General features: G+C 41.6%; 9 protein-coding genes and 4 pseudogenes. 9 read left to right on the forward strand and 4 right to left on the reverse strand.

Annotated elements, in window-relative coordinates:
- Positions 1 to 44 precede the first annotated feature (44 nt).
- The 3 genes from modA to AC4CU3_RS14355 are packed head-to-tail and all read left to right on the forward strand — an operon-like array spanning position 45 to position 2,099.
- On the forward strand, positions 45 to 785 hold the full coding sequence (modA, locus tag AC4CU3_RS14345) for a molybdate ABC transporter substrate-binding protein (RefSeq protein ID WP_407079300.1): 741 nt from the start codon (positions 45 to 47) through the stop codon (positions 783 to 785).
- The gene (gene modB / locus AC4CU3_RS14350) at positions 785 to 1,477 is read left to right on the forward strand and encodes a molybdate ABC transporter permease subunit (RefSeq protein WP_151836069.1); all 693 of its coding nucleotides are present in this window, start codon (positions 785 to 787) and stop codon (positions 1,475 to 1,477) included. Before modA ends, modB begins: the two co-directional genes overlap by 1 nt.
- A 4-nt stretch (positions 1,478 to 1,481) precedes the next feature.
- A complete protein-coding gene (locus AC4CU3_RS14355; protein WP_201702803.1) occupies positions 1,482 to 2,099 on the forward strand; it encodes an ATP-binding cassette domain-containing protein in 618 nt (205 codons plus the stop codon).
- Between the two features lie 72 nt (positions 2,100 to 2,171).
- On the opposite strand, the pseudogene AC4CU3_RS14360 reads toward AC4CU3_RS14355, so the two are convergent.
- Both AC4CU3_RS14360 and AC4CU3_RS14365 read right to left on the reverse strand, forming a co-directional pair.
- Positions 2,172 to 2,483: pseudogene (locus tag AC4CU3_RS14360) on the reverse strand (helix-turn-helix transcriptional regulator); the annotation flags it as partial.
- A gap of 337 nt (positions 2,484 to 2,820) precedes the next feature.
- A pseudogene (locus tag AC4CU3_RS14365) lies at positions 2,821 to 2,988 on the reverse strand (Mpo1-like protein); the annotation flags it as partial.
- Between the two features lie 21 nt (positions 2,989 to 3,009).
- On the opposite strand from AC4CU3_RS14365, the gene AC4CU3_RS14370 reads away from it, so the two are divergent.
- From AC4CU3_RS14370 to AC4CU3_RS14380, 3 genes and pseudogenes are all read left to right on the forward strand, one after another.
- Complete coding sequence (locus AC4CU3_RS14370; RefSeq protein ID WP_279044403.1) at positions 3,010 to 3,798, forward strand: helix-turn-helix domain-containing protein; 789 nt, start codon at positions 3,010 to 3,012, stop codon at positions 3,796 to 3,798.
- 165 nt (positions 3,799 to 3,963) lie between these two features.
- A complete protein-coding gene (locus AC4CU3_RS14375; protein WP_279044400.1) occupies positions 3,964 to 4,740 on the forward strand; it encodes a class II aldolase/adducin family protein in 777 nt (258 codons plus the stop codon).
- Between the two features lie 105 nt (positions 4,741 to 4,845).
- A pseudogene (locus tag AC4CU3_RS14380) lies at positions 4,846 to 6,083 on the forward strand (IS3 family transposase).
- A gap of 27 nt (positions 6,084 to 6,110) precedes the next feature.
- Here the strand turns inward: AC4CU3_RS14380 and AC4CU3_RS14385 are convergent.
- Positions 6,111 to 7,514 carry an aminotransferase-like domain-containing protein gene (locus tag AC4CU3_RS14385; protein ID WP_201706624.1) on the reverse strand — a complete coding sequence of 468 codons (1,404 nt, stop codon included), beginning with the start codon at positions 7,512 to 7,514 and terminating at the stop codon, positions 6,111 to 6,113.
- Positions 7,515 to 7,641: 127 nt separating this feature from the next.
- Between AC4CU3_RS14385 and AC4CU3_RS14390 the strand changes: the two genes are divergently transcribed.
- Positions 7,642 to 8,502, forward strand: coding sequence for a DMT family transporter (locus AC4CU3_RS14390; protein WP_151836076.1), 861 nt, complete (start codon positions 7,642 to 7,644; stop codon positions 8,500 to 8,502).
- A gap of 412 nt (positions 8,503 to 8,914) precedes the next feature.
- Complete coding sequence (locus tag AC4CU3_RS14395; RefSeq protein ID WP_201706623.1) at positions 8,915 to 10,756, forward strand: monovalent cation:proton antiporter-2 (CPA2) family protein; 1,842 nt, start codon at positions 8,915 to 8,917, stop codon at positions 10,754 to 10,756.
- 118 nt (positions 10,757 to 10,874) lie between these two features.
- Here the strand turns inward: AC4CU3_RS14395 and AC4CU3_RS14400 are convergent.
- Positions 10,875 to 12,452: pseudogene (locus AC4CU3_RS14400) on the reverse strand (sensor domain-containing diguanylate cyclase).
- A 324-nt stretch (positions 12,453 to 12,776) separates the two neighbouring features.
- Here AC4CU3_RS14400 and AC4CU3_RS14405 point away from each other — a divergent pair.
- On the forward strand, positions 12,777 to 12,956 hold the full coding sequence (locus AC4CU3_RS14405) for a hypothetical protein (RefSeq protein ID WP_004696030.1): 180 nt from the start codon (positions 12,777 to 12,779) through the stop codon (positions 12,954 to 12,956).
- Positions 12,957 to 12,962 lie beyond the last annotated feature (6 nt).

Raw genomic sequence — 12,962 nt, forward strand, 5'->3', positions numbered from 1 at the left:
ACATGGTGCTGCTCAATTTTAAGAATAAGTGCATGCAATATGCGATGTTGTGTTGTGCTTTGGCTCTTGCGGCACAGGTACATGCAGAGCAAGCCATTACCGTTTATGCAGCAGCCAGTTTGACCAATGCTATAGCAGATGTCGATGCAATGTTTGAACAACAAAAAAGAGTACACGTGAAAACCTCTTATGCAGGCTCGTCGACTTTGGCCAAGCAAATTGAAGCGGGTGCACCTGCGGATGTTTTTATTTCGGCAGATGAACAATGGATGAATTATCTGCAAAATAAAAAGTTAATTGTACCGAATAAACGTGTGAATTTATTGGGCAATCGTCTTGTTTTGATTTCGCCAAAAGCTAAGCCCGTCAAAATAAAAATGGATAAAAGTTTTGATGCTTCTACCGCTTTTCAAGGCAAGCTTTGTACAGGCGACACCAAAAGTGTTCCTGTAGGAAAATATGGGAAACAGGCGCTGACCGCACTGGGATGGTGGGCAAAACTTGAACCAAGATTGGTTGAAACTGAAGATGTCAGAGCTGCGCTCAACTTTGTCGCACGTGGTGAATGTCAGCTTGGCATTGTCTATGCAACCGACGCTGCTATCAGTAAAGATGTCACCGTCGTTGGCGTTTTCCCTATCAATACCCATACCCCGATTGTTTATCCCCTAGGTCTTGTCAAAAATAATCCCGATGCGCTAGCGTTTTATCAGTTTGTACAAAGTAAACAAGCACATGCAGTCTTTAAAAAATATGGCTTTACCGTTTTATCTGCTGCCAAGTGATGATGTTTTCTTTAACGGCTGAAGAAATAGAGGTACTCAAGTTATCCTGCCAAGTGGCTGCAACCTGTTTGGCATTTAGCCTGATCCCTGCGTTGGCGGTGAGTTGGGTTTTGGCACGGAAAGAGTTTTTTGGCAAATCATTATTTGAAACGTTTATTTTTCTACCTCTGGTGCTGCCGCCTGTGGTGCCAGGATATTTGCTGTTACAGGTTTTTGGAGGAAACGGGATACTGGGTAAGTATCTTGAGCCTTTAGGACTCAATTTTGCATTTAATTGGAAAGGCGCAGTTTTGGCCTCAGCCGTGATGGGCTTTCCACTCTTGGTTCAATCGATTCGTTTGGCCATAGAGTTGGTGGATCAACGTCTAGAAATGGCGGCGAAAACACTCGGTGCTTCCTCCTTGGGCACTTTTTTTTATGTCACTTTGCCTTTAGCCAGCAGTGGCATATTGGTGGGGGCCATTTTATGTTTTTGTCGCAGTCTGGGCGAGTTTGGCGCAACCATTACCTTTGTCGGTAACATTGCAGGGGAGACCAGAACCTTGCCTTTGGCCATGTATAGCCTGATGCAGCAACCCGACACAGAACAAGCGGTTTGGCGACTGATTATTCTGTCATTAACTGTGGCATTTTTGGCTTTATGGTTTGCCCAGTGGTTCCATCGTTATCAGAAAAACAAACGGGGGCATTAAGACGATGATTGACTGTCATATTCAGTTAAATTTAGGCAAATTTAAACTCGATCAGACATTTTCATCTGAACATTCTGTCGTTGGTTTATTTGGAGCGTCAGGTTCAGGAAAAACCAGTATTTTGCATGCTATTGCAGGACTTAATACTCCAGTCAATGGCTGGATTAAAATCAATCATCAGACATGGTTCGATGCGCAAAATAAGATCAATTTAAATGTACAGCAACGTCATGTTGGTTTAGTTTTTCAGGATGCACAACTGTTTCCACATATGACGGTGATGCAAAATTTATTGTTTGGCTATAAGCGCATTCCGCCTGAAAGCCGACGTTTTGATCCCGATTATATTATTGAACTGCTTAAACTCGACCATTTACTCAGTCGTATGCCGACGAAGCTTTCAGGTGGTGAAAAGCAGCGTGTTGCATTAGGTCGAGCACTGTTATATTCGCCAAATTTATTATTATTAGATGAACCCTTGTCTGCATTAGATGCGGCACATAAGCAGGAAATCCTTCCTTTTTTTCAAACCGTCCAACATGAAACCCATATCCCGATGTTGTATGTCAGCCATGATGTGGATGAAATTAAGCAGCTGACCGAAGCAGTTTGGTTGCTTTAATTGAACACATTTCAGCTTCAACTTTTAAAGAGGGAACGAATAAAAACAGAAAAAATGGGCCTCTGTATCAGCTTAGGATCCTTCGGTACCATTTTTATAAACAGACGGCGCTTGGCCTGTCCAGCGTTTAAATGCCCGACGAAATTCACGTACCTCACTAAAACCTAAAGCTTGGCTAATGTCCCCAATGGAGAGATTATTTTCAAGCATCTGTTTCGCTTTTCGCTCTAACACGGTTTGTCGAATTTGCTGAAAACTAATGCCTTCAAGCAATAAGGAGCGTCGAAGATGACGCTCACTCATTTGTAAATAGTCTGATGCGAGTTGCATATCAAAGCGTACAGGAAGGTGCTGATCGATGAGCTGTTCTAATAAATATGCATATTGTGCATCACTGAAAAGAATTGGAGAGTAGGGTTGTAATTGAGCATTCAAGGGGGGATTTTCGGTCAAAAGAAAGGACTTATTTTATAAATTGAGTCTGTGAGAAAGGAGTGCCTTGATTAAGTTGTTGGCGAGTGTTGATCACCTTTCATTAGAGCAGATGGTGAAGCCGTGTAGTGGACGTTGATGCAGCCTAAGTTGATGGCGTGGTTGGATGTGATTAATGAGTGTCGTTCTTATAGGGATTTTGTGGCGAGTAACCTTAACAATAGCAATAATCGTCAGATTTCGATCAAACGGACTGCCCTACAAATATATAAGACAGTCGTATCTTTATTTACCAATCGACGCGTTTTAATAAAATGTCTTTATACATTTTAAAGTCACAAACGAAACTGTAAAACGGATATGTAAATGTGGCTGGTTTATTATGTTCAAAAAAGAAATGACCAACCCACGCAAATCCATAACCCACCACAGGCAAAGCCCAGAGTAGTTTTGCATTAAGGATGCGAGTTTAGGGTTAGTGCATCAAAGTAAAATTTACACTTGGGACGGCGTCATTTTGTATGTGACTCATGAGCAGTTGAATAATGCCCATGCCCATTTTCCAGCACTTTTACAAATTGGCTTAGGCACACCTTTTGCGATCACTTTAGACGACCAAGTACGTCGTTATCACGATATTGTGGTGATGGCACCCAATGTGATGCACAGTACTGATTCAGAGAATCAGCCTTATCTTGCGCTCATGATTGATCCTGCTCATGCACTCTATGGACACTTGTATCCATTGCTGAATGGCGAACAGATTTGTTTTTTACCTGCCGCTTGCCTTGCTACGTTTCATTCACAGTTTCAAAAGTTGATCGCTGGGCAACTCACTCCTGATGATGCCAAACAATTGGTTTTAACGCTGCTGTCAACGTTAAACCCAAATCCGTTGCAGGTATTGCCATGGGATGCCCGCGTTTTACAAGCCTGTCATTATATTCAACAACTTGTACCTCAGCAGATTCCCACAGTAGCTCAAGTCGCGGCACACACGGGACTGTCTGAGTCGAGGCTGATGCACTTGTTTAGTCAGCAATTGGGAATTTCAATGCGGCGCTACATTCTTTGGTTGCGTATTCGTTATGCCATCAAACTCTGGGCCGCAGGTCGGAGTTTGATTGATATTGCCTTGGAAGCAGGTTTTGCCGATCAGGCACATTTCACCCGAACTTTACGTAGCATGGTCGATTTTGCACCCTCGATGCTGAAAGGCAAAACCATCTTCGTGAATGACTCTATTAAAACACCATTGATGTCATAGCGTGTTAAGTTGCTTGATAGCACATGGAAATAGCAGAATCATTCAAGACAGGTTTCGCTATTTTACGAAGAATCAGTTTACGTTGAGAGAAGGACTTAAGCAGGGTTGGGCTTTTTCGTTCAAGCTCAATGTCAATTTTATGGATAGAGATAATAGGGATAACAAATGACCAGTTTACATGCGATGAAAAGTCTAAAAGATGTCGTGTCCGAAAAAGAATGGGATGCACGTTGTCAGCTTGCGGGGTTGTACCGTCTAATTGCACATTTCCGCATGACCGATTTAATTGATACACATATTAGTCTACGTGTACCCGACGAAGATGGTCATTTTCTGATTAATCAATACGGCATTCCCTTTGAAAAAATGATGGCTTCGCATTTGGTTAAAATTGATTATGCAGGCAATATTATTGCGGATTATGATCAGGGCAAACTGGTCAATACCGCAGGTTTTGTGATTCACTCCGCGATCCATGATGCACGAAAAGATGTGCACTGCGTGATTCATACGCATACCGCAGATGGCATTGCAGTGTCTGCACAAAAACACGGTTTATTGCCTTTGTCTCAGCATGCTTTGAAGTTTTATAACAAAGTCAGCTATCACGAGTATGAAGGGGTGGCGTTATTAACCGAAGAACGTGAGCGTCTCGTGAAAGACTTGGGGCACAACCGAGTCATGATTTTACGTAATCATGGTTTGCTATCGACAGGAGATTCGATTCAACGTGCTTTCCACGAGATCTATTTCCTTGAACGTGCATGCCAAGCGCAGATTAAAGCGATGGCGGGTGGAGCAGAGCTTCATCTTCCATCTGAAGTTGTACGTCAACATACGGCTCAACAGTTTGAAAGTGAATTGATTGAAATGGTGATGCTGAAAGCATGGAATGCCGCGCTGTCTTTAATTGAGCATCAACGCGACGAGTATTGTTCATAAGCCATTCAACCATTTTAATAAAAGCCTCTATTTCTAAGTAGAGGCTTTTATTATGTAGAGTTTGTCCCGTCCTGAAATAAGTTTACACCTTAAGAGACTTATTTTATGGAACATAAACGAGAACAACGAGTTAAACGTACACAACGTGACTATAGCTTTGCCTTTAAAATGATGGTGGTACATGAAGTAGAAAAAGGGCAAATTACTTATAAGCAAGCTCAGGCAAAATATGGTATTCAAGGAAGATCAACTGTGCTGGTATGGTTACGCAAGCACGGACAACAGGACTGGACTTCGAATATGCCGCCTTCTTCTAAACGCCAATTAACACCCCAACAACGAATCCGCCAATTAGAAAAGCAGTTAGCCGCAGAAAAGCTTAAAACTGAATTTATTCAGGATGTGATTTATCACATTGATAAAGAATGTGGGACTGATCTTGGAAAAAAGTATACCGAGCACGTTTCAAAGATTGGCAAAGCCAAAGAAGACTAAGCGTTTCACGTTATTGTCAGTGATTGGGAATCACCCGACAAGCTTATTATCAAGCAGAAAAACGTGCTCAAATGACTGCACAAGCAACTGAACAAATACTTGAGTTGGTTATGGAATATCGCTGTCTCATGCCAAGTATCGGAACACGTAAGCTGTATTGGCTTATTAAAGGCAAATTGTTGCAACGTGGTTTAAAGTGTGGACGGGATCAGTTATTTAAAATATTGAAAGAAAATAACTTATTGATTCGCCCTAAGCGTCGCTATACAAAAACTACGGATAGCAAGCATTGGATGAAGAAGCATCCAAATTTATTAAAGGATTATTCAGCAGTGCAAGCCAATGAAGTCTTTGTTAGTGATATTACCTATGTTGAGAGTGCTGAAGGTGTGCATTATTTATCCTTGGTGACAGATGCTTATACCCGACAGATTAAAGGTTATAAGTTATCGAATGATATGCGTGCGGAGAATGTTGTGCAGGCTCTACATATGGCGATGCAGCAAGCGACAGATCGAGCGACTAGGATGATTCATCATTCAGATAGAGGTGCTCAATATTGCTCTGAGCTATATCAATCGGCATTGCGCCATTATGGGATATGTCCTTCCATGACAGATGGCGCACTTGCGAAACAGTGTTTCTCATACCAGAATGCATTAGCAGAGCGGATTAATGGAATATTAAAGCAGGAGTTTTTAACTACACGATGTCAAACCATGAAGGAGTTAGATCACTTAATTACGGAATCTATCATGATTTATAATTACTATAGACCACATTTAAGTTTAAATATGAACACCCCGAATCAGATGTATGAGCAAACTAAAACCGAGCTAATTGCTTAACTCGGTTTGAAGTGGAATACTGTCAATCTATTTCAGGACAAGACAGTTTTGCTGTTGAGCTAACACATTTTTAAGCGTTTCGAAAATACGCGGATCCGCTGATTGTGCGACATTGAAGCGTAAGAAATTCTGTGCATTTAAGGATTGGCTAAACGCATTTCCCGGCGCTAAAACAACGCCATGTTTTAAACACTCTCGCGCAATGAGCGCAGCATCGAAACCGTCGGGAAGTTTACACCAGAGGAATATACCCGCCTGCGGGACTAGCCACGGGTGAATATTTAAAGCTTCGAGCTGAGTGATGACTTTTTGCATTTCATGGGCAAGGCGTAAGCGCACCGTTTCCATATGCTTACGATAGCCACTGTCTTTTAAAGCAATCAGCACCATATCGGCGGCAAGTCGGCCTCCACCAAAAGAGGTGGCGATCTTTAAATCGATTAGATTTTCAATCCATTCATTTTTGGCCACGATATAGCCACAGCGCAAAGAGGCTGAAATCGTTTTTGAAAAACTACTAACTTGAATGACACGATTGAGTCCATCAAAAGCAGCCAGTCGTGGGGCAGGGGTATGTTCAAAGTCGGCAAAAATATCATCTTCCACAATGACTAAATTGGTTTGATCGACCAATTTAAGTAAGCGATGCGCCGTGACGGGGGAAAGCACTGCACCCGTTGGGTTGTGTATGCCTGAGTTGGTAATATACAGCCGTGGTGAGTGTTCAGCTAAAACAGACTGAAAGATCTCCAAATCTGGGCCATGGGGGGTATAGGGCACACTCACAATATTGATGCGATGGGCTTTGAGCAGCGCATGAAAATTAAAATAACAAGGGTCATCAACAATAACAGTATCCCCAGCTTCCAATAAAAAACGACAGATCAAATCAATTGCTTGCGTGCCAGATTCGGTGAGCATGATGTGTTCAGGCGAAGCTTCAACACCAATGTGGGTTAAACGACGAGAAATTAATTGTCGCAGTTCAGGATGTCCTGCTGGTGTTGCATATTCCACCAGTTCTAAGCTTTTTGCTTTTGCCATGCTACGCAGGGCACGCCGAATACCAGTCTCATATAACCATTCGGGAGGTAACCAGCCGCAACCCGGTTTGAGTGTGCTGTGATCTGTATCCAAGGCTTGTCTAGAGACCCATAAAGGATCGACCTCTCTATCGAGCTTAGACCCCATTTGGGCTAAAGCCAGTGGCGCGACAGGGCCAGACACATAAAAGCCTGATCCGGGTTTAGACAGAATGATGCCTTCGGCCATTAAACGTTCATAGGCTTCGACAACAGTTGAAACAGAGACCTGCAATGTACGTGCTTGTTGGCGCACAGAGGGAAGGCGATGACTGGGGAGATAGGTGCGTGAGCTAATTTTGAGTTTAATTTCATCCATGACTACATCAATTCGAGTTTGGCTGCGCATTCCATTTCTCCTCAACTGTATGGGATTTTTATACATTACAGTTTTTATTTATTGTATTGGATTGTATCTCGATTCAAACATGCGGTCTATGTTCAACTTAAGCGATTAACGATAAGAGAACTATTCAATGAAGCAGGCAACCAGCGGCTGGGTAAACGGATTAATCGGTGTCGCTATTTTTGCGGGGTCTTTACCTGCAACACGGGTCGCCGTTGCCGATTTTACGCCCATATTTTTAACCAGTGCACGGGCCACAATTGCAGCGCTATTAGGATTCTTTTTTCTGGTTTTACTTCGCCAAGCACGCCCGACCGCTTCAAACATACCTGCACTTGCAGTCAGTGCATTGGGCGTGGTCATTGGATTTCCACTCTTAACTGCTTTGGCCCTACAGCATGTAAGTTCTGTACACTCCATCGTTTTCTTAGGCTTATTACCTATTAGTACTGCGATTTTTGCAGTTCTACGCGGAGGTGAACGCCCCAAGCCACTTTTTTGGTTGTTTTCAGTGCTAGGAGCCATTTTTGTAGCAGGCTATGCTGCACTTGGAGAGACGAGTACTGCATGGAAAGGCGATCTATACATGCTGGCAGCAATTATTTTATGTGGGCTGGGCTATGCAGAAGGAGCAAAACTTTCGCGAACACTGGGCGGTTGGCAAGTCATTAGTTGGGCTTTACTGCTCTCGTTACCGGTGATGTTGCCAATAGCATTATGGAGCATGCCTGTTTCATTTCAGAATGTCAGTACAGCCGCATGGATAGGACTGGCTTATGTTTCTGTCTTTAGCATGTTGCTAGGTTTTGTATTTTGGTATCGAGGATTAGCGCAAGGCGGCATTGCATCCGTTGGTCAACTGCAATTATTCCAACCCTTTATGGGTCTTGCACTTGCCGCTCTATTACTACATGAAAGCGTGAGTTGGATGATGTTAGTCGTCACTTTGGCCGCCATTATCTGTGTGGCTGGGGCGAGAAAATATGCTTGAACATACGACGTTCTACTTTATCTTGATGGAGTAAAATTCCGAATGTCATCTCTATATCGTCAAAGATACAATTCATCTTTGACGATATAATCTTACTAAACACTATTGTTAAGTACCTATCTTTTATAAAAATTTGGTCTTGATTATCTTCTGTTCATAAGTAGTGAGGTGTTTTTTATTCCTCGAATAAAATCTTGCCGGATAGCAACAATGCTGTATATAGTTTTAAACATAGGCAGGTCAAGCCATGCTTAAATTCGCAGCATGTTGAGTGTTGATGATAAGCCTTCGGAAATCGAGAACGAAAAGATCGCCGCTGAGACGTCCTATCCGTACAGGCGTAGACCTTAGTGAATAAAATTAAAATAGCGTGAAATAGGCATGGATTGCCAACAACCAAGATGGGAACAAGATGAGTGCAGAAGTAGATTCACTAGGACTGGTTGGGCCTGTTGTACTGTTGAGTGCAGCGGTTATTGCCGTCCCTATTTTTAAACGTATTGGTCTAGGTTCGATATTAGGCTACTTAATTGCTGGATTGATTATTGGGCCATTTGGTTTTGCCTTTTTTAACAATCCCACAGCCATTTTACATATTGCTGAACTCGGCATCGTGATGTATCTCTTTATCATCGGATTGGAGATGCAGCCTTCGCACTTATGGAGTTTGAGGAAAGAGATTTTTGGATTGGGCAGTTTGCAGATCCTTATTTCAGTCATTGCCTTAACGGGTATGGGGATGGTGTTTGGCTTTAGCTGGAAAATTGCGTTCATTGGAGCAGCGGGTTTTGTTCTGACGTCGACTGCGATTGTGATGCAACTGTTAAATGATCGTGGAGAGCTGCATCAACGACGTGGTCAAAAGATCGTTGCGATCTTATTGTTTGAAGACTTATTGATCGTTCCCTTATTGGCATTGGTTGCCTTTATGGCACCCAATCAAGCAGCAGAAAGCTCATCTATCGATTTACAAGGGATTGGCATCGGACTGTTGGCCATTGCTGGATTAATTGTTGCAGGGCATTGGTTACTCAATCCATTATTTAAAGTGCTAGCTGCCGCAAAAGCACGTGAAGTGATGACCGCTGCGGCGTTATTGGTAGTACTGGGCGCGGCATTGCTGATGCAACTTAGTGGTTTATCCATGGCACTGGGTGCATTTTTAGCAGGAGTGTTATTGTCCGAATCGACTTTCCGACATCAAATTGAAGCGGATATTGAGCCCTTTCGAAGCCTATTACTGGGCTTATTCTTCTTAGGTGTCGGGATGTCTTTGGACTTGGCAGTGGTCAGGCAAAATTGGCCGCTGATTGTCAGTGGTGTAATTGCGTTGATGTTGACAAAAGCACTGATGATTTATGTGGTCGCGCGTTTGACCAAGAGTAATCATCCCGAAGCTTTAGATCGTGCCTTACTGATGGCGCAGGGAGGCGAGTTTGCCTTTGTATTGTTTAGTGCCGCGACGACAGCTCAAATTATTGACAATACCATCAAGTCGAATTTAACCGCGATTGTCGTATTGTCTATGGTGCTAACGCCAATCATCGGCGTGTTATTTAAACGCTTTACCCTTGAACAGGATGAAAGCTCACTTGATCAGGTCAGGGTTGCCGATGGCTTAACGGGTAAAGTATTGATGATTGGTTTTGGTCGCTTTGGTCAAGTGGCCAGTCAGTTGTTATTGGCGCGTAGTGTGGATGTGACCATTATTGATAATGACGTCAATATGATTCAGAACGCGGAAAAGTTTGGTTTTGATGTCTACTATGGCGATGGGTGTCGTTTAGATATTTTACATGCTTCAGGGGCAGATACAGCAGAAGCAATTTTAGTCTGTGTCGACCACAAAGAAACGATTAATAAAATTGTAGAATTGGTGAATGCTGAATTTCCTTTGGCTAAGCTGATTGTTCGTTCCTATGACCGTGAACATGCGCTGTATTTGTCTAAGAAAAATGTCAGTCTGATGGTTCGAGAAACCTTTGAGTCTGCATTGGCTTTAGGTCAAATGGCTTTGCAGCAATTGGGAGCAAGTCAGGATGAAATTCAGCAGGTGAGTGAGGATATCCGAGCTTTAGATCAGCAACGTTTTGAAATGGAAGTTGCAGCTGATGATGTCAAAGCGGGCATAGGTATACAATATACGCAGCGCAACCCACGACCTACTGCACCCTTGATTAAGCCACAACATACGGGGCAGTTGTTAAATGATGCAGAACTAGAAAAACAGAGTGAAGTAGATGATAGAACTTAAAAAAATGAGTTGAATCATCTTGCATGAAAAGGCCTATTTTAGGCCTTTTCATTTTTGAACAGATGGATTTGTAAGCACTGCATGATTTGGCCTAATTTTATATTGAACGAAATCTATGTCAGTCCGATGATGTCGAACGGATACAATTTCGACCATCATTCTTGGCTTGATAGAGTTTTTGATCTGCCAGTTTAATCACATCTTGAATATTCTCTGAGTCTTGAGGCCAAGAGGCGATACCAATTGAAACCGTGATCGTTCCAATTGGATCAATGTAGCTTTGTGCTACTGTTTTACGAAGTCGTTCAGCTGCTATATAGGCAATTTTCGGATCTTCGTGCACCACAAAGACAATAAATTCTTCTCCACCGGCACGGCAGCACACATCATGTTGACGAAAGTTGCTTTTCATATGAGAAGCCAACTTTTTCAACACATGATCACCTTGATCATGCCCATAGTTATCATTCACTGCTTTAAAGTGATCGATGTCCAATGTCAGTACCGAAAAAGGTGTATTGGTTGCTTCTAATTCATTTAAAAACAGTTTCATACCGCGGCGGTTATAAAGTCCCGTCAGCGGATCGGTATTCACGTGTTGTTTAAGCTCTGCAATTTCATCTTTAAAATGTTTGGAGCTAAGTAAAAGAGCGGTGCGAAAGCGTAAAGCCTCAAAATACCAAGGATCGATGTTTTTAATGTCTTGATCAATATTTGGGCGCGTCAACATGCTGGCCATTTGTGCAAGCTTATTGAGTGGTGACGAAATCCAGTAAGAAAGTTTCCACACAAAAATGAACAAGAGTAAATAGAAACCGAGCATAGCCAGTGTTACTTTAACGATGATCGAGTTGGCTTGGCTTAATAACTCTAACGTCGGTTGTTGTGACACGACAACCCAATTCACACTTGGAATTGCCGCAAACCCCGCAAGGTTTTCGATCCCTTTACTATTGACCAGTGCAATATTGCCTGTGGAGTGGGAGGTAATATATTGCATCCCTGTGTTATTTTTTAATGAATCTCCAATGCGGGTTTTATCTGGATGGAAGATGATCTTATTTTTATTATCAACAACATAAGTATAGCTTTTCTTATAAGAATAAGTGGTAGCTAACAGCTCACTCACCAAGTTTTCTTTATTCAAATAAATCGAGCCTGTCACGATACCGAGGAACTCATTTTGATGATTAAAAATAGGCTGAGCAATCAGCACAATTAAATTGTTTGACAAGCCTTTGTATGGAGAGGAAATATAGGTTTTCTTGAGCTTTAATGCTTCGGTAATACCTGGAGTTTTATATTATTTTTTTTGATTAACATGTAAGGTCTCGGGTGAGTATTCCAAAATAAAAGCATTTTTATCGATAATCGTGACCGAATTAAATTTTTGTGATTGACCTTTAAGACGTGTAACTTCAGCTTTTAAAACCTGTTGATTTGAGAAATCTTGACCAACAATTTGAGCACTATAGCGGAGCTCATTCAACATACTTTCAAAATATTTGTCGGTACTAAATGCAATTTTTGAGGCATAGCGTTGATTGGCAGCTAAAGAGTTTTCGGTTAACTGCTCTTTGATGACATAATTCAGAACAAAAATTGAAATTAGAAACAAGCTTGAGACACAGCCAATAATTAAAATCAAAATAAGTTTTTGTAAATCTAAACTATGAAAAACAGATTTCTTGATCACTCATTGCCCCCAAGACAAGAACAGATTTTTTAAAGTTTTGTTGTGACGCCTGTAGAAGCTCAATTCTCATGATTGAAATCAATCTGGGTGAAAACTGTTCGAATTTGCTTGCTGGTATTTTTATAAGTATAGAGAATCTTCAGATTAATATATATGTAATTTTTCTATAAAAATTACATTAGTTTTCATTAAGATAATATGAATAGTACACAATAGCGCATAATCAATCAAAAGCACTATTAAAGTTTAATGAAAACAACATTAAATTGACATGCCTAAACGTAATAATGAGCTCTTTATTATTTCGATCATTGGAGAACAAACATGAATGTCTTTGGTATCGCATTGATCACTTTATTATCATTCATCGGGTTAGGAGCGCTCATTACCGGCTTCGTTGTGGGTGAAACATTCTTTATCGTGATTGCATTACTTTTATTTATTATGGCTTTTTTGGTTTGGTTAAGTATTAAAGATAAAGTTTCAAACCCTTTTAAAGATTAAGAATGT

This window comes from Acinetobacter sp. 802_lipA, from assembly GCF_058242885.1.

What these genes read in the sequence shown, in the direction of transcription:
- modA (WP_407079300.1), top strand. Translation starts at nt 45, where the DNA reads ATGTTGTGTTGTGCTTTGGCTCTTGCGGCACAGGTACATGCAGAGCAA.
- modB (WP_151836069.1), top strand. Translation starts at nt 785, where the DNA reads ATGATGTTTTCTTTAACGGCTGAAGAAATAGAGGTACTCAAGTTATCC.
- AC4CU3_RS14355 (WP_201702803.1), top strand. Translation starts at nt 1,482, where the DNA reads ATGATTGACTGTCATATTCAGTTAAATTTAGGCAAATTTAAACTCGAT.
- AC4CU3_RS14375 (WP_279044400.1), top strand. Translation starts at nt 3,964, where the DNA reads ATGACCAGTTTACATGCGATGAAAAGTCTAAAAGATGTCGTGTCCGAA.
- AC4CU3_RS14385 (WP_201706624.1), bottom strand. Translation starts at nt 7,514, where the DNA reads ATGCGCAGCCAAACTCGAATTGATGTAGTCATGGATGAAATTAAACTC.
- AC4CU3_RS14390 (WP_151836076.1), top strand. Translation starts at nt 7,642, where the DNA reads ATGAAGCAGGCAACCAGCGGCTGGGTAAACGGATTAATCGGTGTCGCT.
- AC4CU3_RS14395 (WP_201706623.1), top strand. Translation starts at nt 8,915, where the DNA reads ATGAGTGCAGAAGTAGATTCACTAGGACTGGTTGGGCCTGTTGTACTG.
- AC4CU3_RS14405 (WP_004696030.1), top strand. Translation starts at nt 12,777, where the DNA reads ATGAATGTCTTTGGTATCGCATTGATCACTTTATTATCATTCATCGGG.